Annotated in this window: 15 protein-coding genes; 7 read left to right on the forward strand and 8 right to left on the reverse strand. The window is 58.6% G+C overall.

All coding sequences use genetic code 11. The features are described from left to right. Nucleotides 1-16 precede the first annotated feature (16 nt). The 3 genes from JWQ24_RS04835 to JWQ24_RS04845 form a co-directional block, all read right to left on the reverse strand. Entirely contained in the window at nt 17-355 is a 339-nt protein-coding gene (locus JWQ24_RS04835) for a hypothetical protein (RefSeq protein ID WP_299805062.1), read from the reverse strand. Continuing rightward, nucleotides 337-8106, reverse strand: coding sequence for a SpvB/TcaC N-terminal domain-containing protein (locus tag JWQ24_RS04840; protein ID WP_299805065.1), 7770 nt, complete (start codon nt 8104-8106; stop codon nt 337-339). Before JWQ24_RS04840 ends, JWQ24_RS04835 begins: the two co-directional genes overlap by 19 nt. Before the next feature lie 106 nt (nt 8107-8212). Further along, the gene (locus tag JWQ24_RS04845; RefSeq protein ID WP_299805067.1) at nt 8213-8389 is read right to left on the reverse strand and encodes a hypothetical protein; all 177 of its coding nucleotides are present in this window, start codon (nt 8387-8389) and stop codon (nt 8213-8215) included. Between the two features lie 974 nt (nt 8390-9363). On the opposite strand from JWQ24_RS04845, the gene JWQ24_RS04850 reads away from it, so the two are divergent. Beyond that, on the forward strand, nt 9364-14583 hold the full coding sequence (locus tag JWQ24_RS04850; RefSeq protein ID WP_299805069.1) for a hypothetical protein: 5220 nt from the start codon (nt 9364-9366) through the stop codon (nt 14581-14583). A 241-nt stretch (nt 14584-14824) separates the two neighbouring features. Here the strand turns inward: JWQ24_RS04850 and JWQ24_RS04855 are convergent, their stop codons facing one another. Genes JWQ24_RS04855 through JWQ24_RS04865 form a run of 3 tightly spaced genes read right to left on the reverse strand, consistent with a single transcriptional unit; the run spans nt 14825 to nt 17908 of the window. Further along, nucleotides 14825-16510, reverse strand: a complete 1686-nt coding sequence (locus JWQ24_RS04855; RefSeq protein WP_299805071.1) for a type IV secretion system DNA-binding domain-containing protein — start codon at nt 16508-16510, stop codon at nt 14825-14827. A gap of 43 nt (nt 16511-16553) precedes the next feature. After that, complete coding sequence (locus JWQ24_RS04860; RefSeq protein ID WP_299805073.1) at nt 16554-17087, reverse strand: hypothetical protein; 534 nt, start codon at nt 17085-17087, stop codon at nt 16554-16556. After that, nucleotides 17087-17908, reverse strand: a complete 822-nt coding sequence (locus JWQ24_RS04865) for a hypothetical protein (RefSeq protein WP_299805076.1) — start codon at nt 17906-17908, stop codon at nt 17087-17089. Before JWQ24_RS04865 ends, JWQ24_RS04860 begins: the two co-directional genes overlap by 1 nt. A gap of 581 nt (nt 17909-18489) precedes the next feature. Between JWQ24_RS04865 and JWQ24_RS04870 the strand changes: the two genes are divergently transcribed. Genes JWQ24_RS04870 through JWQ24_RS04880 form a run of 3 tightly spaced genes read left to right on the forward strand, consistent with a single transcriptional unit; the run spans nt 18490 to nt 19386 of the window. Continuing rightward, nucleotides 18490-18618: a hypothetical protein gene (locus JWQ24_RS04870; RefSeq protein WP_299805079.1), complete on the forward strand. Its 129-nt coding sequence runs from the start codon at nt 18490-18492 to the stop codon at nt 18616-18618. 1 nt (nt 18619) lies between these two features. Further along, nucleotides 18620-18775: a hypothetical protein gene (locus JWQ24_RS04875; RefSeq protein WP_299805081.1), complete on the forward strand. Its 156-nt coding sequence runs from the start codon at nt 18620-18622 to the stop codon at nt 18773-18775. Next, nucleotides 18772-19386 carry a hypothetical protein gene (locus JWQ24_RS04880; RefSeq protein ID WP_299805084.1) on the forward strand — a complete coding sequence of 205 codons (615 nt, stop codon included), beginning with the start codon at nt 18772-18774 and terminating at the stop codon, nt 19384-19386. Before JWQ24_RS04875 ends, JWQ24_RS04880 begins: the two co-directional genes overlap by 4 nt. 584 nt (nt 19387-19970) lie before the next feature. Here JWQ24_RS04880 and JWQ24_RS04885 read toward each other — a convergent pair. Together JWQ24_RS04885 and JWQ24_RS04890 are read right to left on the reverse strand one after the other, a co-directional pair. Further along, on the reverse strand, nt 19971-20678 hold the full coding sequence (locus JWQ24_RS04885; RefSeq protein WP_299805087.1) for a hypothetical protein: 708 nt from the start codon (nt 20676-20678) through the stop codon (nt 19971-19973). 112 nt (nt 20679-20790) lie between these two features. Continuing rightward, nucleotides 20791-22446, reverse strand: coding sequence for a hypothetical protein (locus tag JWQ24_RS04890; RefSeq protein ID WP_299805089.1), 1656 nt, complete (start codon nt 22444-22446; stop codon nt 20791-20793). 249 nt (nt 22447-22695) lie between these two features. Between JWQ24_RS04890 and mobF the strand changes: the two genes are divergently transcribed. Genes mobF through JWQ24_RS04905 form a run of 3 tightly spaced genes read left to right on the forward strand, consistent with a single transcriptional unit; the run spans nt 22696 to nt 25966 of the window. After that, nucleotides 22696-25338, forward strand: a complete 2643-nt coding sequence (mobF, locus tag JWQ24_RS04895; RefSeq protein ID WP_299805091.1) for a MobF family relaxase — start codon at nt 22696-22698, stop codon at nt 25336-25338. Next, on the forward strand, nt 25331-25594 hold the full coding sequence (locus tag JWQ24_RS04900; protein ID WP_299805093.1) for a hypothetical protein: 264 nt from the start codon (nt 25331-25333) through the stop codon (nt 25592-25594). The genes mobF and JWQ24_RS04900 overlap by 8 nt, the downstream gene beginning before the upstream one ends. Before the next feature lie 54 nt (nt 25595-25648). Further along, nucleotides 25649-25966, forward strand: a complete 318-nt coding sequence (locus JWQ24_RS04905; RefSeq protein WP_299805095.1) for a hypothetical protein — start codon at nt 25649-25651, stop codon at nt 25964-25966. Nucleotides 25967-26124 lie beyond the last annotated feature (158 nt).

A 26124-nucleotide genomic window follows, 5' to 3' on the forward strand; every position in this document is an offset into this window, starting at 1 on the left:
AACTCCCTTACGTCCTTTAGACCGTTGAACGTCGAAGTAGAGAAATCTGCGCATTGTTGCCTATAGCGCCTTCAATCTCGGCAGCACGGTGAGTCGCGTTCACGTAAAGCAGGAAGGGAGCATGAAGATATTGTGGCTCCGACCATTCGCCCGCGTGTCTGTCGAAATTGCTCTTGACTAGAAGTTGCTCCCCGTCAGCGCCTCGGGTTGCGAAATAATTCCCTCCGTGGAACGAACTCTCGCGGGGTTCAAGTTTGGTCCGGAGTAGTAGTTCGACCAAGGCATTAGCTTTATCAAGAGACGCCGTATCAATGCCGAACAATAAAAAGACCTTCGTCATCGATTGTTCACCCATATTTTTTCCGCCCGCCTCGCCTGCGAGTCTTCGCTAAAAATGCGGAAGTTAACCTCTCTGCCTTCTGCCAAACGGACTAGCGATTCACGAAGTTTTGTCAGCCCGAGCTTTTCGATAACTTCCGCACTCAACGGCCCTGTGCTCGCACCGGAGTGGCGAAGAAATGCTCCCGCGGCTTTTGCGCGCTCTAGGAGCGTTGGACTAACAATGCCGATGTCGAAATCGCTGACACGGCCAATATCGAAGAGCTGGCCGGTTTCGGCGCTTCGGCCTGTGACCGAGCTACCTTGGAAAGCGGCGCGGATGTCTCCGAACCCAGCACGCTTCAATCCGGCGATCAACGCGCTCCCGAATTGACGGAACTGTCCTCTACTCTTGAAGCCAAGCGGAAATCCCCGGTTGACTATTTGTGCAGTGGTTATTGGCCCAGCTGGCGCCCCGCTCGGCGTCGTCGGAGTACCCTTCGCGGACGGGCCAGGCCGCTGTTCTGAAGATTGGGAGGCGGAGTTCGACGTCGAACCACCTCTGTCCTCCATCGCGGACATCATGGTGTGGGTGCCCGTCCCCAGGTGAGCCGCGGTGGAGATGAATGCTGGAGTTACTATCCTAGCGCCAGCGAGCGCTCGACCTCCTTGGCCCCCAGCTGCAAGCGCTGTCGCCAGGCGAGGGCCGCCTGTCACGCCACTCGTAGGATTGACGAAACCCAGCGTAATATCCGCCGCTACTGCGACGGCTTTGGCCTTATCTTCATCGACGTGCGCGGTCTCAAGCCCCGACTGGATGCCCTGCTGAACGATGCTGGTCGCCTCAGCTCCTGTTCGGACCTGGCGCATACCGGCCTCATAGTCGGACAGGCCGTGAGCAACCGCGATGGCTCCGATGACTTGGGTTGCACCAAATGTTTCGAAATTAGCGAAAGCGAAGGCTCCTGCGGCAACCTGAGCGAGGCCGCCAATCGCCCTCACTCCGCCCCAGAATCGGGTCCATTCGGCGCCATTAGGATCGTAAAAGACGATCGGGTTTGACCGAACGTATTCATAGCAATTGCTGAATTCAGGTCTGAAAATCGGATCGCACGCCGTCCAACGTCCTATCCAAGGCGCATAATAGCGCGCACCGTGATAGCTGAAGCCGGTCTCTTCGTCCCGCTCTTTGCCGCTGAAGCGGTAGCGCTTGGCGGCGGCTTTGACGGTCTTGTCGGTAGCCTGATAGGCGGTGCTCCCGTAAGGGAAATACTCTTCGTAGGAGATGACTGCGGCTGAATCGTCCAGCTCGAGGCTGGCGGAGCCTAGATGGTTTGCGAGCTGATAGCGGACGAGCTGCTCGGCCGAGCCGTCGTCGCCTTGCGTACGCGTCTCGACGAGCGCGATACGCTGTAGGTTGTCCATGACATGCAGCGTCTCGCGTTCCAGCGTGACCGCGCCGCCATCGGCTGCATATTCACGGTAGACCTCATAGAAGCTAACATAAATGCGCTCGTAGGAACGCACCGGAATCTGGGCCTGCCGCGCTGAGCTCTCCGTGACTTTGCGAACGCGATTCCCTTGGCCGTCATAAACATACCAGGTCGTTTCCGGTGTGCCGGTATTTACCACCTGGCGAGCGGTCGCGCGCAACTGATCCTTATGGTCCCAAACCATGGTCGGCAGATGGGACATCGTTGTGATATTGCCATGGAGACCCGCACTGCCGGCGTATTGATACGTCTCGGTGGTCGAGCCGCGGGTCGTGCTGCTCAGCCGATTGTTGGCTTTGCCGACCTCAAGCTGGCTGGGTTCGTTGTAGGCATATTTTTGCGTCCAACCGGGATTGGCGGGATCGCTGCCGCGATGTTGAAGCGAAAGGATATTGCCAACGGCGTCGTAGACATATTGTTCAGTATAGAGGCCGAGCGCGTTGCCGTCGCCCGGCTGGGCGATACCCAACGGAAATGAGTTCCAAGCGTCGGGCGCCGTCGGCGCCTGCAGATTGCCGCCATTGAGGCCGAGTTGCTCGCGTCCGCTGGCAGAGATCAGGCGGTAGAGCGGGTCGTAGCTGTAGACCGAGCTCGGTTCGACACGCTTGTTGCGGAAATAAATTGTTTGCTGCGCGTCGTCTCGGATACGGACGATATTGCCGGCGGGATCGTAAAAATAATTGAGATCCTGCAGAACGTCTTTCGCGTTGTGAAGGCCGAGCAGGCCCATTACCTTCGCTCCGAGCGTGTTCTGATCGCGAGTGGTCAGCAGGCGCATGAGGCGATATGTGTCGGCATCGTAGCTGTATAGCGTGGTCGCGCCGTTGCCATAGGCGATCAGTTCGCGCTGACCCTTGGCGTCGTAGTCTATGTTCTGAATGAATACCGAATCCGCGGTGGCGCCCGACGGCGTGACCGTAACACCATCGAGAAGGCCCGCTACGCTGTACGATGGACGGATAACGCTTGAGTCCGGGGCGGTGAGTTCTATTGGCCTATTGAACGCATCGTACCGCGTCGCGTTCGCATATGCGCCAGCCGCGAGCTGCACCGTGCTCAGTGACCAATCGATAACGTTTTTGTAGTCGTTGGCGAGCTGCCGGCTGCTCCCGAGCAGATTGCCCTTGAAATCGTAGCCGACGTTGCCGAGGAGGCCGGCCTGATCGAATATTTGAATCACCCGGCCGCGCAGATTGAGCATCTCCGGCGCGGCGACGCTCTCGCCGTAGATAGTGCGCTCGGTAAGGACTTCCGCGGATGCCCCGTCGGTGAGATAGAATTCCACCGGTCGTTGCAGGGCGTCATAAGCGTTGCGGAAGAGATGCCCGCGTGAGTCCCAAGCCCGGATGAGCTTACCCGAGACATTGTTGAGCGACCAGCGCTCGCCGGCCTCCGTGCTTGCCTGGTGCAGCAGCACGCCACGCATGTCGTGGTCGTACCGCATGACCGTACGGCCGAGCGCGTCTTTCACCGCGCATTGATTGCCTTCGATGTCGAGTACGATCCGGGCGAGAAATTTCTGCGGATTGCCGCTGGTGTCCGGACCGTTGTCAGAAATCGTGAGCACCGTGCGGCCGAGCGTGTCGAACAAATTTACTGTGGGCGTCGCAGTATGCTCGGCCGCGGCCGCCGCGGCCTGCTGTTCTTCAGCCCCAAGGGCGCCGCCGATGCGTTGCGCATACCAGGTAGGCTTGTAATCCGCGTCAGGCAGGCGCGCGAAGCAAATTCCAACGTCCTGATCCGCACCTGGGTCAGCGATCGCGACAGTATCGTTGACATCCCATTTGGTCTGGCGCCAGGGATCGAATGCGACTTTTTCCCAGCTGTGATTAGGGTGTAGCGTCGCGACGATTCGACCGATCGGGTCATAAAAAAGCGTTGCGCTCACGCCTACCCGAACGCCGAAGCGGAAATCGTGTGTGTCGTCGAAGAACGGCTCGTAGGCGCGGACCGGGTTGCCCTTGTTGTTGAGAATCGCCCAACCGCTGCAGGTCCAGCGCGGATCGACGGTTGGACCTCCCGGAGCAAGCGAACCCGTTTCCGCCTGAACCTTCTGCTGAATCTCTCGACCGAAGCCATCACTGTAGCTGAACGAAATTTGAAGCGAGGACGCTTCGCCTGAGGCCAGATCGCTCTTATGCGTCTCACGCGCGATTGTCGCGGCGTAAACCGGTGCCGGCGTGCCGACGTTCCGAGCATAGCGGCCTACGTCGTACACGATGCGCTTTGTGGCGTCGCCGAGAAAAGCAGCCGCGTTGCTGCGCGGATCGGCGAAGAATTGCGTGATCTGTTGCGACGTGAGATCGGCCGAGAATCCTGAAAGCGAATCGCCGAGGTTTTCGCCTTCCTTTCCCATGACCGAGATGCCGACAACTAGGCCGAGCGCATCGAACGCGGCCTGCGACTGGTTTCCATTCGGGTCGGTTACCAGGGAGGGATGCAGCACGCGATAGTCGTTGCGCGCTGCGACAACATTCTGCAAGGGGTCGCTGGCCGAGACCATCAGCAGGTCGTAGCCGTCATAGTCGACCGTGGTCGCGGCGCCGAATGGATCGACGAAGTTGCGGGGGAGGAAGAAGTGCTCGCGGGCTTCGGCGAGCTCGGCTGCAGCGGTGGTCGCGGGCGCCGCTGGATTTGCAGCCTTGCTCAGGAATACGCGTCCCTGAGGTGCCCACCAATTGCCATCGCTGTCGAGATCGACATAGCCCCCTTGGTCTGGCCCGGCCCCGCCGAGCACGGCTGCGGCGCCCGGAAGCAGGTTTTCCGTTGTCCCGCCAATGGCGCGCTGGAAGCATTGCACAAGCAGGCCGGGCGTGAAGGCTTGCGAATAACCGTCGAAGGGCAGCGCCAGAGATTCGAGCTTACCGAGCGTCAGAAGGCCGGTCATATCGTTTTTGCGATATAGCAGGCGATCGCGCTTCACCGCGCGGCGGTAGGGAACATTGTCCGTTGCGCCTGCCGCATCGAAATCCTGGTAAGGCAGGTCATGCGCGCCGTCGCCGGCCTGGGACAGCTTGCTCTCGAGCTCCCCGAACGAAAATCGCGCAGTTGCTATGCCTGGCGTACCCTGCGGCGCGACCTTGATAAGTTCGTAAGTGACAGTTTCAGCTGGGAGAGGAGTGCGATAGGCGCCATCGCCGTCGATCGCATTGGTGTAGCTGCGCTCTGTCGAGGTGACGTGAAGCGTCTTCTGGCTGGCGCGATCCTCCGGCTTGATCGCCGGATCGGGATCGTCGTGGCGCCGGCCATAGGCAATCTCAGCGGAGCGTTGCTCGTTGCCGAACTGATCCACCGCGAGAATCATTGAATGGGTGATACGCGGATCGGATACCAACGTGGTACCGATCGAATAGAGCACACGATCATAGTGGAAGTTGACCGATTCACGCGGGTGAGCGAAAAACACAGCGTTGGTGTTTGAACCAAATCCCTGCACACGCACGAGAGTGTAATTTCTTTCGACGACACTGTAGGGACGATCGGCGGCGCCAGTGCCGTCAAGCGCATAGATTTCTGTACGCAGCATGGAACCCCTGAGCGCGCGCAGAGCCTCGCGCATCTCGTCGGCGGTAACGTCCTCCGGCAGCACCGAATCCGGCAGCAGCGATGCGCTGAAATCGGCATCGCCAAGCCTACCCGTGACATTGGCAGAATCGCCTTCACGGTAGTATTCGTAGGCGTATTGACGAGATACGCGATCGCCGCCGATATAGACGCCGGTGTGAAACCAGGTCTTGGTGCAGACGGTTGGCACATAAGAGGCGGCGTCTATGTTCGTCGCTGCCGGGAAGGCTCCATCGGCGCTAAGAACGCCGAGCTCTTCGGTATCGAACTGCTCCACCAGGCCGAACCCGCGAAATTCGCGTTCTGTCCCGTCGTAATAACCGTGGTGATAGGCGTAGCGAGAGACGAAGCGGTTGCGGCTGACGCGATCACACGTCTCGATCCGATCCACCACATGCACCACGAAGGGCAGGCGCGTGATCCAGGGGCGCCCAGCTTCGCGGTCGGCGAGGTAGAACTTGGTTGACGGCGAGTATTGAACGTTGGTTTCAGCTCCAAGATTGTTGACCGATCTGACCAGCAAGTTCGGCTTCTGCCCGCCCGCGAGATCGATGTAGCGGAGCGGGCTGCGTGAGTCGGTTGGTAAGGGCGATGACCACACTAGGCATGCCGTGCCACTGCCGAGTAGATCGACGACCGAAACGGCCGCAATGTTGTCGATGTGCGGGAAGCGGCTTAATACGCGCGCCGCGCTCCAGCCGTTTCCCGCCTGGTTGTAATAGAGCGTAGCGCCTGCGGCACTGAGATAGACGATGTCGGCGCAACCGGTGCCGTCGACATCCGCCAGTCGGAGTCGCCTTGCGTCGAACTGCTCGACGCGGTCGAACCATGGTGACGCGTTCATCGTGACTTTGGCACCGAAGCGGCCATACCCGATGTTGGGCCAGTAGCAGGTTTCTCCGTTCCGGATGCGCACGAGATCGGTGAGGCCGTCGCCGCTCATGTCGGCGAGGAAGATGGATTGCGTTCCGTCTTCAAACAGCAGGCGAGGCCCGACTTCCTCGTCATCCGGGGTGCTGACCTTCCGTGCCGCGCCGAAACCGTCTGCGCCCTCCGACGGATACCAGGTGAAGACGCTCTGCTCAGTGATGAAGACGTCGGCGAGGCCGTCGCCATCGAGATCGACGATGCGCAGGTTCGGATCGTGCCACGAGATATTTGGAAGATGACTGAACGGCCGAAACGGATCGAGGTTCTCGCCATGCCGGCGAGCATAGCCGGGCGTCGGGCCTTCGAACTCGACGAGATCGACCTGACCGTCGCCATCCACGTCAAGCCATTGCTGCCGGTGCCCTGAAAGTTGCGCCCCTGACGGGCGACGCGCCACCGGCACGGCTGGATAGAAATGGCCACCGCCGCGATTGCGCTTGTAGTACCAGGCGGCGCCTTGTTCGGTGAGAACGCCCGAGATACCTTCGCCGTCGAGATCCATCCAGGCATATTCGTGGCCGTCCAGCCCTACCGGAAGCTGGGTGAGGTCGCCGGAATCCAGTTCGCGTACGTCCTCCTGGATTGCCGAATCGCTGTACTCAAAAGAGGAAGGCGGAAACGCACCATTGCGATACGTAGTGCCGTTGCGCACATACCCGTGTTGGGTCGCGGACGCGAGCAGCGAGCCCACGGGATTGCCGCGTTTTGCATCGTCGGGCTCGTTGCGCGAATTTCGGTAGGCAAGGTTGAGCGAGCGCACCAGACAGTCCGACCCCACGTCCAGCTCGGCGGGAAATTGATGAAACATCAGAATGCGCTGACAAAGCCGATAGCTGCGCACCTCAAATGCGGCGCGGTAGGTTGAGAAAGGATCGTTGCGGCAAAGCCAGGAACCAGTATCGGTCGGTCTCGGCGCGTCGGCATCGTGTTCGCCATAATCGAACACGAGGTCAAATGCCCAATCGGCATTGCTGATGTCGGCGCTTGCAAGGAAGGCCGGCCGGTTTCCGTCTCCATCCAGGAGTGGAACCCGATTCCCGTAACGTACGCGCTTGATGTAGCGTTGTACGGCGCGTCGCGGATCGCTCGTCGCGCCACGATTGCGCTCGCTTACAAGCGTCAGGTCGACGCCGGTCGCATCCTCGGGCTTGTACTCGTAAACAATCCCGTTTCCCTTATCGTCGCGGGACTCGGCGATGAGCCAGCTGAAGATGTGGACTGAATCGTGAGGGTCGGTGATACGCGAATTCTCATCCTTGCCGTAGACGACGAGCATGTTCTCGCGTGATACCGTCCTCCAATGGACGTCGCCGTCACTAAATCGGCGCCAACGCTCAATGCGAATGAACGCGCCCTCGACGCGCGGAAGATAGCGACGGACGGAGTAGCCGTCCTCCACTCGTTCGTCATAAAGCATGATGCCGGCATTGCTGCTCTTGAGCGCCGGAACCAAATCTTCTGCACCGGATAGGACAAAGATGTCCGGGTCGTCCCACTCGCGGTACTGCGGCAGACCCTTATCGGTCTTGCACGCGATGTTGGGCAAAGAGAGATGCCAGCCGATGCCGAAAGGGCCGTTGCCGCGGCCGGAATCGTAGGCAAGCTCCAGTTGCGGTTCGAAGCCCGCACGGCCACCGCTAACCGATAGCGGCAAGCCGAAGACTGCAGTTCCGGTGGCGGCGCCGACAGAGAATTTCTCGCCGATGCCGCGAATGGCTCCCCCACCTTTGGGAAGCTCTATCTGGGCCGGCCGGAAGGCGGCTCCTTCCACCGAGTTGCTGTGGTCCGCCTGCGCTGCCATGGCTCAGCATCGCTCCCCACAATCTCGGAGATCTACAACTATACGTTTAGTTCGCCCCGACCGTCAAATGGAATTTCCAAAATCACGGAAATTCTTAACCAGCGTTTCAAAGAGTTGGACAAATTGGGTCTAAGACGACTGAACTAATATCAATGAACGCCTCCAAACTTGCGCCGAATTGCGTGTTAGTGGGGACGATGACATCAAGCGTGATACCGAAGTAGCCATCAACGCCCGCCGGCGTGACGTTGGCATTTAGCGCTGTAGGCGCTTGATCGCTCATGAAGCCCTCCATCAGATTGGACACGCCAATTTAACGGGAAAGAGCGACGCTCCGTAAATCTGGATTTTCTTGAACGGGCTGTTGCCCGATCGGCAACAGTCGCCTTTTTGGCCGGGGTCTAGAGCTTAGAATCCGATTAAAAGGCGGGAATAGATGCACAGGTGTGAAAAATTAGTAACCTTTTTGTATCAAAAGAGAGCATTTAGTATCTGTTTCAATTTGCTCGGTTTTGCTTCAAGGCAAAGGTAGAATCCTGGCCTAAAAGAAGTGGATGGGAACCGATCCGAAACCTTGGGCCGAAGCATTTGTTTCTGAGATGAGCGTGGACGGCGAACGTATCCCGTTCGAACGCGTGCTTGCTCATCACCTCGATGCTATTTCCAAGCTGCGTTCCGCGTCGGGTATGACGTGGCGCAGCGTCGCGTCCCTTCTCGCCCGCGCTGGGGCACGTCGCGCGGACGGCAGTCCCATATCGGCCGATCAGTTGCGTGTCGGCCATGCCCGGCTGGTTCGCCATGCCGCGAAAGCAGTCAACGGCCCGCCGCTAAGAAGCCCCCCTCTAGTCGACAATCAACGCGTTGTAAGGACGGAGCCCTCGTCCGTTGCCGAGCTTCCGAAGTCACGCCCGCCTCGCGGCGCCAATTCGACGGCAACCGAAACCGCCTCGCCAGACCTCCGGTCGCCTTCGAGCGATCGCGAAAACGTTTCTGATGACGAAATAGCGTTGGCCCTCTCGCGTCTTACCAGATTACCCTTCAGACCGTGAGGCAACTGCCACGACGGTTAGCCGCAGGGACGCAAGCTGCTTCAAGAAATATGGGGTCGCCGGCCACGGCGCTGACTTGCAGACGTCTTTGCCACCCAGACCGGCTAGATTTTACAAAATAGCCGATTGTCGCTTGATGCAGTTGGATTATTGGGGGTAGCCCGCCTTCTGCGTTGCACGCCGAACAAATACGGAACACAATATCGGCGTGTCCACACCGCCTCAAATTGCACCGCCCGCAGCGACGGGTAATGCCGGCCCGCAATTCGAGGCTAGCGTTGGTGCGTTCTATCTTCTCTCACTTCTCGCAGGGAGTGAGCCGCGCGGGCTACCGGGCGCGACGATCCGAACTGTCGAATTCCAGCGTCGCGGTTCAGGCCACCCCCTTGATGACGTCATCATAAAAGCTGTGAACGCTGACGGCTCAGCAGCAGTACTTGAGATTCAAGCCAAGCGGACGCTGACTTTCATCGCGTCCGACGATGAATTCAAAGATGTCGTTTCGCAGATGTGGGAGGCTGCGCAAAATCCTGAGTTCGGGAAGATCCGGTATGAACTAGCCGCGGCCATTGCAAGGACCACGACGCGGGTCGAATTGGCTTGCCAGGAAGTCTTGCATTGGGCGCGGCAGCTACCCGATTCAGCGACTTTTAAAGCGCATATCGACCGCGAGAAATTTTCGTCGAAAGACATGCGCGACTTCGTCAAGGTGTTCAGCGCCAATCTTGCCCTGGCGGGCGCGCCGACAGACGATGAGACGGTTTGGCAGCTGCTGCGCAGCTTCCAGATCCTACCGTTCGATTTCGAATCGCCCGGTTCGGATTACGCGCATCGCGCGCGTGAACGAGCGCGCTTGGTGCTGCTTAACCACCAGGCCGAACGTGCGGCCGACCTTTGGCCGGTCCTGATCCACCACGCTGGCGTGAGCGCTAGAGCAGGCGGCGCGTTAGACAGGCCATCGTTAGCCACCTCACTCAACACGCAACATGGATATCAATTTGATCAGCGTGCGGATTTGCGGGCCGTGGACAACCGCCTGGCGGAAGCGGCTGAACACGCACTAGCCGAAATCAAAGATCAGGTCGGCGGGGTGAGGCTCGCCCGTACCGAACTGGTCGACGGGGTTTATGCCGCGCTCGAACAGAACCGCGTGGTGCATCTCGTGGGCGAGGCCGGCACGGGCAAATCGTCGATCCTGAAGCATGTCGCACGTCGCGTTCAGCTGGAAGGCCGCATCATTATCCTGCGCAATGGCCGGATCATCCCGGGCGGCTGGCTAACGATGGCACACACCATTGGGTGTCCGGTATCGCGCGACGAGCTCTTCAACGAGTTGGGCTGCGGCGGCGGAGCCACGCTCTTTATCGACAACATCGACCAGATCGACGACCCGGGCGATTGGGCAACCGTCTCGGATCTTCTCATAAGCGTTGCACGAAATCCGGGCTGGCGCGCCGTAGTTACGGGCGGCCTTGGAAATGATGAATGGAAAAGCAAAGTCTCGGAACAGGTAAGGACTGTCGGTATTGCTGCGCTTGATGTGGGCGCCATCACGGACGACGAAGTCGTCGTTCTTTCCGAGGAAAATCACGCGCTCGCGATCATACTAAGCGCCGATCATCCCGCGAAAGGCATCGCCCGGAATCTGTTTTATCTGTCGCGCATGATTGAACTTGGCGCGGGCCTGGCCGGCGCAGCGACCAGCATTGCAAGCGAAGTTAATTTGGCCCGGCTGTGGTGGCGCTACGGCGGTGGCCGCGCGGAGGATGCGGACAGGTTTTTCCGGTTAAAAGTTTTGCGAATGATTGGCGCCCAAGTGATTGCGAACCCTGGCCGTACGGTGTTCAACGTCGATGAATTCGAGTCGTCGACCGTTGTCGCGCTCCTGAGATTCGACAGTCTGCAGGAAGACATTAAGGGCGCAACGGTCAGTTACCGGCACGACGTGCTGCGCGATTGGACCGTCGGTTTCATGCTGCATGAAAATCGAGCCCTGCTAAGCGCGGTGCCTATGGAAGGGCCGATTGCAGTTGGCCTGGCCCGCTGCCTCGAAATAGCGGCGCGGCTTGCGCTTGACACTGACGCCACCGGCGCCACTTGGCTGACCTTGCTTGCCACGGTCGAAAGGCCGGGCGTTCATGGAAGTTGGAAGCGCCCGGTTCTGCTTGCACTGCCTCGCTCTGAACAGGCTTTAGCGCTGTTCATGGGCCTGAAGTCCGTATTGCTCGAATCCGGAGGCCGCCGTCTGAGCGAGATCATCAGGCTGATGATCGCGGTCGAGTCGACTCCGTTGGTCAAAGTCATCGCGCGTATCCAGCCTGCGGTCGCGATCCCGCCGGGTGTCGAAGACCTGATCGTGCCGAAGGGGATGGGCTGGACCTGGCTCGTGCTGTGGCTTGTTGGAGAAGCGGATGCATTGCCTTCTCAAGTCATTCCGGACGTCGTCAAGGTGTTTCAGGCGTGGCTGATTTCGACGCAGAGCCAATCTCCGGAAATAAATGCGCAAATCGTGGGTCTGCTGTTCGGCTGGCTGGCGTTGATCGAAGATGAAATGGTGCCCCGCTCGTACAAGCACATCAGCGAAGCGCCGCCGCCTCTGCGAATTCCACATCTGACAGACGTGCGCGACGAAATTCGCATGAACGTGTTCAGTTTCGCGCGCCTAAATCCGGCTGCCGCTGCAGGCTATCTCTCGGCTCTTGATCCAGACGCCGTCCGGCATCGCGAGGCGCAAGCCATCCTGCGCGCTCCGGGATCGCTGGCGCAAGCTGCACCCACCGAACTAGCGAATTTTGTGCTGGGAACACTCATCGAGAAAGACGACCCGGACGACTGGTATGGCGGGCGGCGCAACCGGTATGGACCGTTTGGCGCGAACGACCACCTGTTTACGCAGGCTTCGCCGTCCCAAGGCCCGTTCCTCGATCTTCTCGAGCACGCGCCTGCTGACGGGCTCAGGCTAATCCGTGCGCTCGTCGAGCACGCCACCCGTTGGTGGCGGGAGCAGTATATTGAGGCGCGACGGCCTTTCCCCAGGGTCACCATCCCTTTTCCCGACGGATCGAAGTCGTTCGAGGGTGATCAATCGATCTATCATTGGGCTCGCAGCGTCGCGCCTTCGACGATCACCGCATCGGCGTTGATGGCGCTCGAAGCCTGGGGACATCAGCAGATCGAGGCAGGACGTCCTTTCGCGGATGTCTTGCACGATGTCCTTGGCCCGGATGGATCAAGCATCGCTTTAGTATCCGTCGCGGTTGATCTCGTGCTGTCGCATTGGCCGAAGTCACGCGACGCGGCATGGCCGATTGTGGCCACGCCGGAGATACTAGTATTTGATAACGCGCGGCACCTGCGGGACCTGACAGGCGTTGATCGGATGAGTTTGTTCGAACAAGAGGCGAGCACGGCGCGCGTGAAGCGCGCTGATCTTGACGCCAAACCGTCAAGGCGCGCCCAACTGACCGATACGATTGGCCAGTACCTGTTCCGTGGAGAGCCAAAACAACTGGAAGAGCTTCGTAACGCGCTGGAGCGCGCCAGGAACGAGATTAAGCAGAAGCCAATTGAGAACGAAGACCCGATCAACGGGTTGGGCGCCACGGCTGATCGCGCGCAGCGCATGACAATTCCTGAACATTGGCCTGTGATCAAAGTGAGACTGCAAGACGGCTCAGAGGCTGAAGTTCGCCAGTTTCAGCTTGATCCCGAGGAGCTCCGGCTGAAAGAGATCAAGGGCGCTGATGCGGACGTTAATGTGGAACATCTCAGCCTGCGCATGAAGGTGAAGGATGCTTTGTTTGGGCGTAACAAGTCGACGCCCGCCATTGTGCGCGAAGGCATTGTCTGGGCAAAGACGCAGGTCGCCGATGATGCTGGACCATCTGAAGAGGACGATGAAAGCGACAGCGACTTTAGCAAAGAATGGGATCGCCGGGTTGTGGTAATGGCTGCAGCGCTTGCTGCGCGTGACTATGAGTCGTCAGATCGCGCCGATGTCATGGTGTGGGTAAGGTCGGTACTTCAAACGGCCTCATCCGTAAAAGATAAGGAATATCGCGGAAACGACCAGATCGAACATAACGCCACGGCAATCGCCGTCCTGGGTTTAGTTGCGCTATATCTAAGGAATAGAGATATCGCGACGCGCGATATGCTCATGCGGCTTGCCTGCGACGAGCACCCCGCCGTGGAACGGGCACTCGGCCAACACTTTTTTGATCTCGCGGGTGTCGATGAGCGGCTGCCTTGCGCGCTGGTTCGCATCTTCATGACGAACACCGTTCATCCGCATCGAACGGACAGCGACGATGAAGTCGGGGTGAATCAGCGCAATCGCCGGGAAAGGATCGAGGCGGCGATTGCTGCGGAGCAGCGGTGGCTTGATGGCGCAGAACGTGAACCCACTTGGCCCGACTTGCCGGACTGGTGGTCGCGACCGCGTCGCGGACTCCGGCTCGGAGACTGGACGCCGGATGAGAATGACGACCTTACCGAAAGCAAACCCGAAGATTACGTGGACGAACAAGCGCTGGGGATGATGATAAGCCATCTCGATCGCTTCACCACGGGCGTGTTGCCTCCATGGATTGTCGCGCTGTGTCAGCACATGATGCAGTGGACATGCGAAGCCAATGAACCGCACGGGGCCGGGGATCACGATCAGGATCACCGCCCATCAACCTGGAATCTGCACTTTTTCGAGTTCGCCGGGATATTGTCTGTCGCGCTGCCCCACCGCGATGTCGTGACCATGTTTTTGGCCCCGATCATGGAATTCAGGGACGAGTCTTTCTATGACGCCATGGCGCCGTTCGTCCGGGGTTTTGATCGCGCAACGCTGGCAATAGACACCAAAACGCCTGAGAACCCGGCGCAAGTCCGTCGGTTATTGGCTAACCGCATCAAACAGGGTTGGAATTTTCGGCGCTATGAAAGAGAGAAGACATTCTCAAGCGAGCGCCATGCCGGCGACGCGTTAACTGCCATCTTCTACCAAGCTTCGTCTTTCGTCAATAACGGCAGGCCAAGCACTCCAACCAACTGGGGCGGGTTGGATGCTACTATTTCGACTTTGACGGAGCTCGTCACCGGAGCCGGATCCTCCGGCTATCTCGCGGTCTTATTCTTGAATTTAATCAGCTCGTCACCTCGCGCCGCGCTGCTTCTTTATGTCGTGAAGGCAATGACGGCTTGGTGCGCGTCCTACGGCGCCGATACCAATTTTTGGTCTGAAAAAGACATCGGCGGCCGGACTTGCAGCTGGCTTGCTCGCACGTTCGACGCCGACCCGCAAGCGACAGCGGCGCTTCCCGACGTTTCTGAGGATATCCTCAGGTGCCTTGATATTCTCGTCAGGGCTGGAGTCACGCAGGCAGCCGAGATCGAGGAGCGATTTACCGGGATAGCCAGCAGCATGTCCGCATAGCGCGATACGCAACGGACGCTTTCGACCCTTCCAGGGTCCGGACCGCATAGCATCCGATGTCTTCAGCGCGTTGCTGGCTGACACCAGCCTCAACGCCCATACCCGCGACCTCCTGTTCGATTCAGGAGGAGCTTTGAGAAGGTTTTGGCCGACCTCCAGGTCTCAACAGACCCTCATGACCAAAAGCGGTACGACGCTCTTATCACAGCGGTGGCGGGGATAGCCAAGGTCCATCTATGAGCTAGAATCGGGTCCAGGCGGCCGCAACAAACCCTTCGCCTTTCACACTCCATCTGGTTGCCGGCCAGTCAAGTCGGTGGGCGGCACCGGCGTAGTGCACGATCGCCCTGATGTATTCCCTGTTAGTATTGGGCTCGAACAACCCGAAATCGCGAGCGAACTGGGCGGCGGTGACAATGGGCTTGGTTTCGTCCTTTGTTATGAATTTCCGCTTATCGCCCTGCCCAGGATTTTTGTTCGGCGCTTGCCAACGGATCGCACGCGACCCGAGAGTATTTGAGGCATCGGCGGCGCCGTCGCCGGCGGTAAGCCGGCTATAGATCTTGATCTGAAAAAGATCAGAAAGGAGGACCGATTCGTCCTGGTATAGCAGCCGCAATTGCTCCATGGACTGAACGGCGGCGACGCAGATCAAGCCTTTCTCCCTCGCGACGGAAAGCGCCGTGGCCAGACCCTCAATTTTGCCTAGAGAAAAGAACTCGTCCAGAATGAGGGTGGTACGGCGAGATTGGTCGATCGCCATGGATGCGTCGGAAACCCCCTTGCAGATACGGCGCAGCACGCCGCCGCAGACCGACGTCGACATCGCCTCGAAGTTTGGTGAAGTCTGAACGATGACGATTTTGGGGCCGGCATAGTTTGTGGCAAGCCACCTTTTGATGGAGAAATGCTTTTCCGGCGGCAGGCCCGCCCAAGCGTAAGCCATTGGGCGCAGGGTCGTAAGTGCCGCGGACAGCAACGTTGACATGATGCTTTGGACGGTCTTGTCGGCGCCGTCGGCACCGCTGGCAAGCAAGGGGCTGGCGCTGAGATTAATGTTCGCGATCTTCAGGCGGAGATCTTCCGGGCTACTTAGAAGCTCCAAAAGGAGGTCGAGCGGTCCCCACTTCTGGCCTTTTTCGACCGAGATGGCATTGATAGTGTCGGTCAAGATGAGGCGAGCGGAATCCGACCAGAACGGTTGGTCAGAAGACGGGATGACATCGCGGGCAAACTCTGCGGCTGCAGCAGGACCGTCCAAATCTGCCCCGATGTCCCAAGCCCAGCCGTCCCGATGGGACGGCGAAATCAGAACCACATCGCGAAGGTCGAAGCTCCGGGTCACGTCGCCCTTGTTGCAGTGGATGACCGTGCGGTCGCCCCGTTGGATCGTCTGGGTGGCGATCGCCCGCACGATATTGGATTTACCGTGGCCGGAGGCGCCAACCACCAAGAGATTTCGGCTTTCCAGTGTAAACGGCAGGTTGAGATAGGGGGCCAACCAGAAACCTTTGGTCGCCGCTCCTGCTTCTCTCCTGAAGCTCCATTGCAGTTTCATGCGCGCATCTTCGTCGTAGTAGACGTGGGGGTCGGCATCGTCGACCGTCTGGAACGGCTCCGTCCACGGCGTCCGATCTTTCGCCTCGAGGCTCGTCATGTAGCCGGCGACAATGCTGATGCCGAGCGCAACGAGCAAAATCGGCCGGTGCGCGACGATGTAGGTCCAGAGCTTGGAACCATCAGTCAGAGCGGCAAGTGCGACCATCCACTCGGACCAAACATAATGGTCGCCGATGGATCCCGCGACCAGCAGCACGACGATGACCAGCGGAAGTATGATTCCGGCAACGAGGAGCCCGATAGTAGTGGCCACGAACGGGTGCGGACGCGGCTTGAGGCCGACTTGCAGATATGTGAAAAGACCCATGGTGTGTTCCAGTCTGCTGAGAGGATTGGGCGGTGATGAGATGTCAGGCCATCAGCCGGAGAACGATGATGGCGCCGATGGTTAAGATCACCGCGGCGAGGAGCCCACGCGTGGTCGCCGCTGCCACGTAGGACGAGCGATAACGCTGCTGAGCTTGCCAGTTCTTCACGGCGACGACGGGTGCCTTTGCGCTTATCGACAAAGCCGCTTTCCACGGCAGCTTCATTTTGGTGCGCACCTTCGCGACAACGGCAGTAGCCTTTGTTGGGAGCGCGTGGCGCCCGGCCGGTGCCGCGACCTTCGCAACACCTGGGATGGCCCTGGTGGCCGCTGCCACGCCTACCTGTTGTTTGACGCGCGCCTTGAGCCGCTTGAAAAAGTATCGCGCGCCATCGTCTCCCCATTTGCGAAGGATCTTCGGATCGGCGGCTTTTGCCGAATCCAGCGTAAGCTCCACAAGGGCATTGGCCTCCCGCTTGATCTCCTCGGTACCTTCCTCAATGATGGTCTTAAAGGGAGGGATGGAGGCCCAAGCAGGCTTGGGAGCCGGCTCGGGATTGTTGATTGCGTCCGGCATCACGCACCACCCTTCGGCAGGTTGATGAGCTGCGACAGGGCGCCGTGCATCGACCTGAAGAAGATCGTGACCGCACGCCGGGCGAGTTTGACGTCGCCGACCGGCTTCTTCAGGAGCTTGCTGCCCTCCGCAGGATCCATCGCCAGCGCTTTGAGGAACCGCAAACCGGCATTCTCATACGGCTCCCAAAATTCGGAGATGATCCCCGGCATCACCATCCGCGTGACGTGGTCGAGCAGCGGCTTCAGTTCCTTTGCGTACTGCTGTCCGGCGATACTGGCAGCAGACAGTTGGTCAAGCGGCTTACGTTCGAGCAGGTTCTCGACCAGGACCAGATGTGCGCTCGGAACCGCCTTCCGGAAGCGGCGGATCGTCTCGGCTGCGGATCCGATGGCGTCGGGTTCGGCCTGCACAAGCACGAACACCAGCATCGGCAGCTTCCACGTACCGAGATCTTCATCGATTTCGACGTCGGTGAGATAGTTCGCGGTGTTTTCCACTTCGTCAGCGCCGATATCAAACAGCACCGAATTGCCGGCGGGTACCGCGGCTTGACATGCCGTGTAGAACGGGGTGAACGCCGTGCGCACCAGAGCCGGATCGTTCATGATCAGATCCGGATTGGGCCGCAGATCCACGACCCGCGCGCCGAGCATCTTGCTGAGCCGCTTTTTGTCGTCGGCCTGAAACACGCTGTAAGGATAACCGTTCAGCGTCAGCAGATCGGCGATGGTCGTCATCAAGTGGGTCTTGCCGGTACCGCCCTTTTTGGAAGCGGTAATCAATGCAACGGGCAGGCTCAGGGGGAACGACTTCGTCATCGGAGGAACCTCTCATCAAGCCGGCGCCAATCGCCGACGTGATGTCTTAACCGAGGCCGAGAGTCCCCCTCGCGAATGCAATCACCGCAAATTATTTTGACAGCGGCGCATCGTGACGCTTAACCGGACGCCAAGCGGCCACGGACCAAGCAGTCGGCCGGTCGGCGCCGCAGGCCGCTGCCATGCGGCCGCATAGCCCGCGCAGCCTTTCCTTTGTACAATCCATGTCGTTTTTCTTTCCGAACCGATAAAGAAAGAGACAGGAAGACATCAACATGGAAAGGCGACTGCGAACGGCATCCGAGGTCGAGTGGCGCTGGCGATTACCGTCTACTATTCATCGCAGCCCCGTTTTTGGGGTGGCAAGCTATGGTCCACGGCAATCGGCAAGCCGACATCGATCGATTGCGGGCTCAAGCGGATACAGCGACGGCCAGTCCTTCTAACATTATTAGCTCACTGAGGATTGATGGCGGCGGAGGCGAAAGGGACCGTCGGTCGGCTGCGGCCGGCGGGCTTCGATGCCGCTTGACAACCAGAAGTAATTCACTGCCCACTCGATAGGCCATGAGGGAGAGTGGATGGCGAAGAAAGTCCAAAAATCGAAAAAATCCGCCGTCAAGAAAACAGCAAAGCGCAGTGTTGGATCGTCAGGACGTACAACCGACTGGCTAAAGCCACCGCCGACGCGCCCCAAAAAGAAAGTTTAGCATGTCCGAGGATCACGACAAGGATCAGCCCAAGAAGCCTGCGCCTACTACCACTCCGACGCCGCGACCTGCTCCGCAGCAGCCCGGCCATAGAGAACAGGCGAACGAGCATAAAACGACTGACTGGATCAAGCCGCCGCCGGACAAAAAGAAGTGAGCGAATGGAATGATGGCGAATATCTCTATGCGTCGTTCGCCGTCGAGCGGGCACGTCGCTATCATTCCAAGATGCTCGCCTACTATGAGTGGTGTTACTATTTGATCCGCGCGGCAACCGCCTTGACGGGCACAGCAAGTTTTTTCGTTGTTCTTGCGAAAGACTTGGACATCGCGAAATACCTTACCGGGGTCGTCGCGGCTTCAGCAGCATTAGACTCTATTTTCCGCTTCAACCGAAAGGCACGCATTCATGATGCGCTTTGCCGTCGTTTCACAGATCTCAGCGGCAAGATTGCAGGGTGGGAGGCGACCCCAGCTAACCTCAAGAAAGCTCGGACGGCGCGGCTTCAGATTGAGAAGGACGAGCGCCCAGTTCGACGCCTCATTGACCTTCAAGCACACAACGAGGAGCTTCGAGCGCGAGGCAGGCCGGAAAATCAATTGCTGCCACTAAGTTGGTTGCAGCGGAAATTTGGCTATATATGGACTTTTGGGCTGCCGCGGCTGGAAAGGTGGCGCGCGGTTTCCGAGGATTCCGGGACGATCGAAAAAGACGAGCCTGTAATTGTTAGTGCGCTGCCGCATGTCGACGAAGCTACACCGCAGTAGAGCAACTGTTTCAGACTTAATTTAAGCACCAACGTTTAAAGCGCATTGCTTCTGTCTAAAGGGAGCGATGTATGGCGACGTGATGCCTCCAAGTTGTCTGAGCGCCGGAACAGTTGTTCGATAAATGAGGGAATGACGGGCAATATCCCACACGATCTTCAGCTTTGAATGCGCACTCAAGTCCGGCTTGAACTGCTGCCAGAACGTCGCCACCGGCCGCATCTTCCTGGCGCCTTCGCACGGCTTGTCGTCGTCGTCGTCCTACACATTGCCACAGTTCCGACAGACCACTGTCACTGCCGCCGCGGAGCAACGTTGGCCAGGCGTCCGTCATCGACAGCGGCACGTTCGACATCCGCGCGTCTGGATCCACCTATTGGGCGTCAACGCCCCAGAGGGCGCCCAGACATGCTTCAACGACGGAAGCACCACGTTCTTCCCGAAAGCACCTCAACTGGTTTGTGTCAGGGTGCATACAACGTCATGAAATCCGAATCATAAAGCCGCTCAATGGTATTTCCATCAGCAACAGCTATCGACAAATTGGGCGCCCTAGCGGGCGCCCAATTTCTGACCGGTCTCGACTACGCAAGGGGCGGCAATGCGGGCATCGTCGCCTTCAGGCTGACCTGCCACAGCCGGAATGGCTTCGGAAGGCCGGGAGTATAGATAACCATGACTGCCTGCCTTGTGGCGACAACATCCTCGCAAATCGCGAACAGGCTTTTGGTCACCTTCATCCTGCCGGCGATATCCTCAACATTGGAAATCCACTGCCGTCTGCCCAAGTAGCCACCCTCCGGCCGGATGTTCGAGCGCTCATTGAGGACGCGCTGCGCATCGTCCACGGTAAGAATGCGCCAGCCACAGCTCTGGATCGCAGCAATAACCGCGGCGCCAGACGGCAATGGCAGCAAGCCATCGCCACGAACCAACGTCGCACCTTTCTCCCGAAAACTCGGGAGGCTGTCTACACGGTGCGGCGCCAGAGCCATGAGAACCGGCTCATTGACGCGAACCAACGGTACATTCCCATTCGGAGCAAGAGACCGATATTCCACGAAGTTGAGGCGCGGAAAGTCCCGGTAGCTTGCGTTGAGCATATAACAGTGCGGGTACCGGGCGACGATAGTATCGGCGATCGCCCTGGGGCAACAGTGGCGAATCCCGTTTCGCACGTTACGAATCGCCGTAGGCAGTGCGTACCTTCCGAGATCATCTTTCATCTCACTCAGCAAAGTACGGGTCATAAGAACGAAGGCAGCGAGAACCTCCTTGACGGTGCGTGACATTGTAACCTCCTGTTTGGGGAGGTTTGTTCTAAGCGCTATCGGAGACACCCCTGGCGAATGCAATCGGCCCCATGTTATGGGGCCGATCAAAAATCAACTGCGCTTTATCGTATCAAGCTAAGACCAATCCCTTAAAATAATCATCCTCGTCTCGCTGCATCCGCCACCGGCCATGCCATTGGGTTTGATAGAACGGTGGCAGGCTGACGAATGTAGACCTTAAGTCCAGCTCCGGAGAAATGCTCTGACACATACCCAGTTCAGCGTTAAACCGGAAATAAGTGTGATGCTCGTCCTCGGGAATTTCGTCGTTCACCACTTGGCCGTCGGCCGCCACGGAATCTTGCAGCGCAAGGAAAACCGTTCGAACTTCGCCTGTCGACGCGATCTCCTCGGCGGCCTGAACAAACAGTGCCCGATCGGTTCTGTTCAGAAACGACATGCCTACTTCCAGACAGTTCTTGACCAGCAAGTGCTGGTCTGTTTCGCCCCCTGCGTGATGCAAAGCATTCAGGAACGTGCGGGCGGCGCTATAGTCGAAATCTCTCACCCTATGACGTTGCAGATGCCCTAGCCAAACCAGGCTTTCCAAGACATCCTCAAAGAACGATGGCAGTTCTGGACAAATTCCGGGTATAGTTGAACGTGCATTGACGCCGCCGAAAAACGCAAGAATGGCTGCATCAAGCGGTGCAAAGCAACGAGACACTGCATTCTGCTGGTCACTGTCGACCTGCGACAGCACGCGTGCGATCCTCCCGTCGAATTCAATAGCCGCCACCGTGATGGCGGCTCGCAATTCACCGATCCTTGCCGTGTCCGCTGGCGTTGAATGATCCAGTCGCATAAGACGCTGAATTTCTACATTCTCGTCAACCATCTTGTCGGCGACATCCGAACGTAGGCTATCAAGTTCGTCAAAAATGCTGGCTCCTAGCCGAAGAGCAGTCACCACACGATGATACCAAGCACCCATCGCGGTCCCATCCAGATCGAAGCCAAAAGTACTTTTTGCGTCGCGCATCTCGTCGTCCACACGAGCATTGTTGGACTCAAAGATGTGCGGGCGTGTCTCCCTATATTCCAAGCCAAACGCACCCCGTTGTTTTGGCTTGTCGATGGTCTCGCGTGCAATAGTTCGTGCCGCTTCAAACTTGTAGCACGTGATCGCTAAATATTTTGCGTTTGGATCACTTTGGGTGGGCCGTGAGACAATTACGTCGCGTTCGGCAACAAGATCGCCTTCTAAATCGACAAAGCACGGGCGTCCCAGGGCATGCTCCATGAACTGCAGCGCGTGCGCATCTGACAGGGTGTAGTGTTGACCCCTAGGAAAACGATTGGGATAGCGACCATACTCAGCTTCGAGCAGGGGCTTGACGACGGCCTTGCCGATTACGGATTGGATCGCCATCGCCTGTCGCAATGCTCGCCCAACCGGACTTTTACGACTTCCCTTTCGGACGCCAGGAACAAACATGGCTGGAAGGCGCCAGATCGGCTTTCCAGCCATATAATTCAGACGATCGCGGCTAGAAACAGACACTTTCTCTGCAAGCAAGTCATCGAGCGAAATCCGAAACACTCGTACCGCGAAACCTGTGCACCAACATATTTCATCCGTGATGGCGACAACCTGTTGCTCGGTGAGGTCGTAGTAGGGGTTGATATATATTCTGGTATGATCCGCAATCCACGCGGCATCGTATAAAATACTGACGGCGTCCTTAAGAACGATAGGTGTTGGCTTTTCGGCGACTTGCGGCATGTCATTCCTATGAACGCGGTTAATTGATTGAAAATCCAGACGGGGGCTTCATCGGCCTTGCTGCATTAGTAGTCCGACATCCCTGCCGTCTGACTGAAGGCTATTCCTCTAATTTGAATGAATCGCGTTTAAGGCGATCAGAGCCCGCGGCGCATCCCATGCGGAATGCAGCAAGCAAGTATTGCGGACTTCCATTCGCCGCCCCCCTGACAATGCTGTGATTTGTAGAGGACCTCAATGGAGGTTCTCATGGTTGCGACTCTCGCGGCTGGCACGACGGCGCGGTACTACACCAAGCAGGCCGAGTACTATCTTGGAGGCGGTGAGCCTGCGTGTCGTTGGATTTCGGCGACTAACAATTTCGATGCAGTTCATGGCGCTACCGTCAACGCGGACGCGTTCGAGCGCTTGCACGACGGTCTTGACCAATCTGGCCAACCGTTGCTGAGCAGCGCCGGCTCTACCGGTGCAGCCGGTAATCGTGTTGCGGGCATCGACCTCACGTTGTCGGCACCGAAGTCCGTCTCAATCGCCTATGCACTAGCTAACCGTAAGACGCGGAGCCAGATTGAACAGGCTCAGCAGCAGGCCTGCGAGGCGACGATCGCGTTTCTGGACCGGCATGCCGCGTTTGGACGACGTGGCAAGAATGGTCTCCATTTGGAAGCCGTGTCGCTGACGGTCGCCTCATTCCAGCAAGGAGAATCACGACCTGTCGTGCACGAAAACGGCGCGGTCTTCGCCGATCCCAATTTGCATAATCATCAGGTCATTCTGAACTGCGCGATCCGCAATGACGGCACGATTGGTGCTTTGGATGCGCGCCAATTGTTCGCCTTCAAGATGGCTGCCGGCGCGGCCTATCATTTGGCGCTCGCTTCAAATCTTCAGCGTCTCGGCTTTGCGATCGGCGAAATCGGTAAAAACGGCATTTTCGAAATCGTCGATGAACGTGGTGGTCAGGAGGCGGAGCGCGGCGTCGAGCTCCGACGCTTCATGTCAGCTCGTCGCCAGGAAATTGAGCAAGCTTTGGCTGACGAGGGGCTGACGACGGCAAGCGCACCGGCGTTGGCTGCCGCCGTCGCGCTTGGTACCCGGACCTCGAAGCAAGAAGAACGTCCCGGCGATCGCTTCGCGACGTGGGCTGAACAGGCGGCGCCCTTCGTCGATGTCGGGCGATATGTCTCGGACCTGCAGACGTATCGGGAGCTTGCCCTGGCTGAGCGCGAGGCGGTCATCGTCCAGCGCATGCTGGCATTGCCCAGCCAGCTGACAGAAACCGAAAGTCTTTTCGAGCAACGGCATCTGTTGGCGGCGATCGGAACGGCGCTGGTGGGAACGGGCGCCGGAGCGGATCGCATCGATTTAGAGGCGAAGCGCTTTATCGACGCCGGTCGTGTAGTCCAGCTCGGGCGCGACAAGCTGGGTCAGCCGATTTACTCAACGCCCGAACAGATCGCACTTGAACGCGAGCTGCTCGCGCTCACCGAACGTGTTCTCGGTCGCCGCCGCTCAGCCCCTGATGCCGCTCGCGTTGCGGCATTGTGCCGTGTCCGAGGGTTGACCGACGAGCAGACCAACGCTGCTCTTGCTGCAACGACTAACGCGTCCTTGGCGGTGTGTGAGGGCGCACCAGGTGCTGGCAAGAGCACGCTGATCGCAGCAGTCGCCTCAGCGTATCTCGAGCTCCCCGGAACGCGGCTGGTGGGAACGGCAGCCGCCTGGAATATCAGCAATCAGTTTTCTGCGCTCGGCATCGAATCGAAGGCCACAGACGCCTGGATCGCGACGGCAAAGGCGGGCGGCAAATTTCTAGATCGCAATTCCGTTCTGCTGATCGAGGAAGCAGGTTTGTTGTCGTCCAGCCAAATGTTTTCGGTGCTTTCAGAGGTCGAAAAGGCCGGCGCAAAGGCGATTCTCATCGGCGATCGGCAGCAGCTCCAAGCGGTTGGGTCCGGTAGCGGACTTATGATCGTCGCCAGTTTGGCGCATGCCACGCGCGTCGATGCGATTGTGCGTCAGCACGATGTCTGGGCGCGCGAGGCTGTTACCGATTTCACCAATGGCCGGGCGATCGAAGCCCTCAAAGCCTACGATGAACGCGACTTGCTGACATTGGCCGCCGGAGAAAAAGCGGCGATCACTGCCTTGGTCGACGCTTGGCAGGAAACCCAGGCCGTCGTCTCCAATCCCGCGGCGCTGCTGATTGCCAAGACGAATGCGCAGGTGAACGCCATCAATGCGGAGGTTCGCGCCCGCCTGAAAGCGTCGAAGCTCATCCGAGGTCCGGAACTGGCGGTGAACGCTGTTTCACGATCCGGAAATGCCCAGACGCTGCATTTCGCGATGGGTGACCGGGTCCGGTTTTCGCTGCGCCACGATGAACTCGGCGTCATTAACGGCACGATGGCGACGGTGACGCACATCGACAACACTGACGCGGTCGATCCCACCATGCATGTCGTCATTGGTGAGCGGTTGGCGCACTTCAAACTCTCGGAGATTGCGGATGAGCTCGGCCGCGCGCGCCTGGGCCATGCTTATGCCACAACCATTTACGGTTGCCAGGGCGCCACGACCGAACACGCCTTTGTCCTGCTGAGCCCATCCATGAACCGCTCCGATATCGTCGTGGCATCGTCCCGGGCGCGCCAGCGGACCAAGCTGTTTCTGGACACTAAAGCGTGCGACGCGCAGCTCCGATTGGATCTGTCGCTTTCGGAACGCCGTGGCGCGCTCATTGAGCCAGAGCGGCGCCTGGAGTGGCTGGCTGCTCGGCTGAGCCGGTTGCACGTGAAGACCTGCACGCTGGATCTCACAGTTGAGCTGGCCTCGCGCTCGCAGGCTTTGACCCGCCAGCTTGACCGGTCGGCGGGGTATGGCCGTGACTAAACCGGCCCGCCCCAACATTCGACTGCGCCCCGGTCGCTCAGCTGTTCCCACAGCATCGCTAACGCGCGTTTGCAGCAAGAAGACCGTTCGGAAGGTTACCACGAAGCTAAGGCCTTCCGATGCCGAGTTCTGGACGATCATCAATGAGCTTCCCGACCCGATCCCTGTCAATCGGCCGGAGCTCGATGCCATCGAAAGCTACTTCGCAGAAATTCTCGATGCCGTTTTTGACCAATCGCGGAATTCCTTGCCGTGAATCTAGGGCTCCGCCAAGTCGTTTCCCGATCAGCCCAAAAAAGGAAGTTATGTCATGCCCACCATGCTCGTCGCTAAAATCGCTATCAAATGTGCCATCTGGTTGGGAGCCGCTGACATCGACGCCGTCAACGTCAACACGCGGCTGGTGCTGGATCCTGCCCAAACTTGGCACCACGGATGCTCGTTGCCGGATTCATCCGGATGGCGCCCTATCTCCGAGCTGAGGAGATGTTTCGCAGGATGCTGCAGGAAAACACTGCTGCCGTCGACGAAGCGTTCCGCGTCTAGTAGGAACGCCGCTGCAAACAGTGGCTTCCGTACGGCTGATTTTAACCGTGCAAGCGACTGGAAAAATGAGGCCTTCCCATGAATCTGCGAGGCCGATAGACTCTCCACAGTACAGCGTAAGGAATAAAATATGGCACGCAAGAATCTCCAGGCGGCTGACGTCGAACTCGCTGTAGCTGCACCAAAGCCCCGTAATGTTCTGGTGTACAGCCGCGTCTCAACTTTGGCCCAGAGCCAGAA

This window comes from Tardiphaga sp., from assembly GCF_028290495.1.
Lineage (GTDB): Bacteria > Pseudomonadota > Alphaproteobacteria > Rhizobiales > Xanthobacteraceae > Tardiphaga.

What these genes read in the sequence shown, in the direction of transcription:
- JWQ24_RS04835 (WP_299805062.1), bottom strand. Translation starts at nt 355, where the DNA reads ATGGGTGAACAATCGATGACGAAGGTCTTTTTATTGTTCGGCATTGAT.
- JWQ24_RS04840 (WP_299805065.1), bottom strand. Translation starts at nt 8,106, where the DNA reads ATGGCAGCGCAGGCGGACCACAGCAACTCGGTGGAAGGAGCCGCCTTC.
- JWQ24_RS04845 (WP_299805067.1), bottom strand. Translation starts at nt 8,389, where the DNA reads ATGAGCGATCAAGCGCCTACAGCGCTAAATGCCAACGTCACGCCGGCG.
- JWQ24_RS04855 (WP_299805071.1), bottom strand. Translation starts at nt 16,510, where the DNA reads ATGGGTCTTTTCACATATCTGCAAGTCGGCCTCAAGCCGCGTCCGCAC.
- JWQ24_RS04860 (WP_299805073.1), bottom strand. Translation starts at nt 17,087, where the DNA reads ATGCCGGACGCAATCAACAATCCCGAGCCGGCTCCCAAGCCTGCTTGG.
- JWQ24_RS04865 (WP_299805076.1), bottom strand. Translation starts at nt 17,908, where the DNA reads ATGACGAAGTCGTTCCCCCTGAGCCTGCCCGTTGCATTGATTACCGCT.
- JWQ24_RS04870 (WP_299805079.1), top strand. Translation starts at nt 18,490, where the DNA reads ATGGCGAAGAAAGTCCAAAAATCGAAAAAATCCGCCGTCAAGAAAACA.
- JWQ24_RS04875 (WP_299805081.1), top strand. Translation starts at nt 18,620, where the DNA reads ATGTCCGAGGATCACGACAAGGATCAGCCCAAGAAGCCTGCGCCTACT.
- JWQ24_RS04885 (WP_299805087.1), bottom strand. Translation starts at nt 20,678, where the DNA reads ATGTCACGCACCGTCAAGGAGGTTCTCGCTGCCTTCGTTCTTATGACC.
- JWQ24_RS04890 (WP_299805089.1), bottom strand. Translation starts at nt 22,446, where the DNA reads ATGCCGCAAGTCGCCGAAAAGCCAACACCTATCGTTCTTAAGGACGCC.
- mobF (WP_299805091.1), top strand. Translation starts at nt 22,696, where the DNA reads ATGGTTGCGACTCTCGCGGCTGGCACGACGGCGCGGTACTACACCAAG.
- JWQ24_RS04905 (WP_299805095.1), top strand. Translation starts at nt 25,649, where the DNA reads ATGCCCACCATGCTCGTCGCTAAAATCGCTATCAAATGTGCCATCTGG.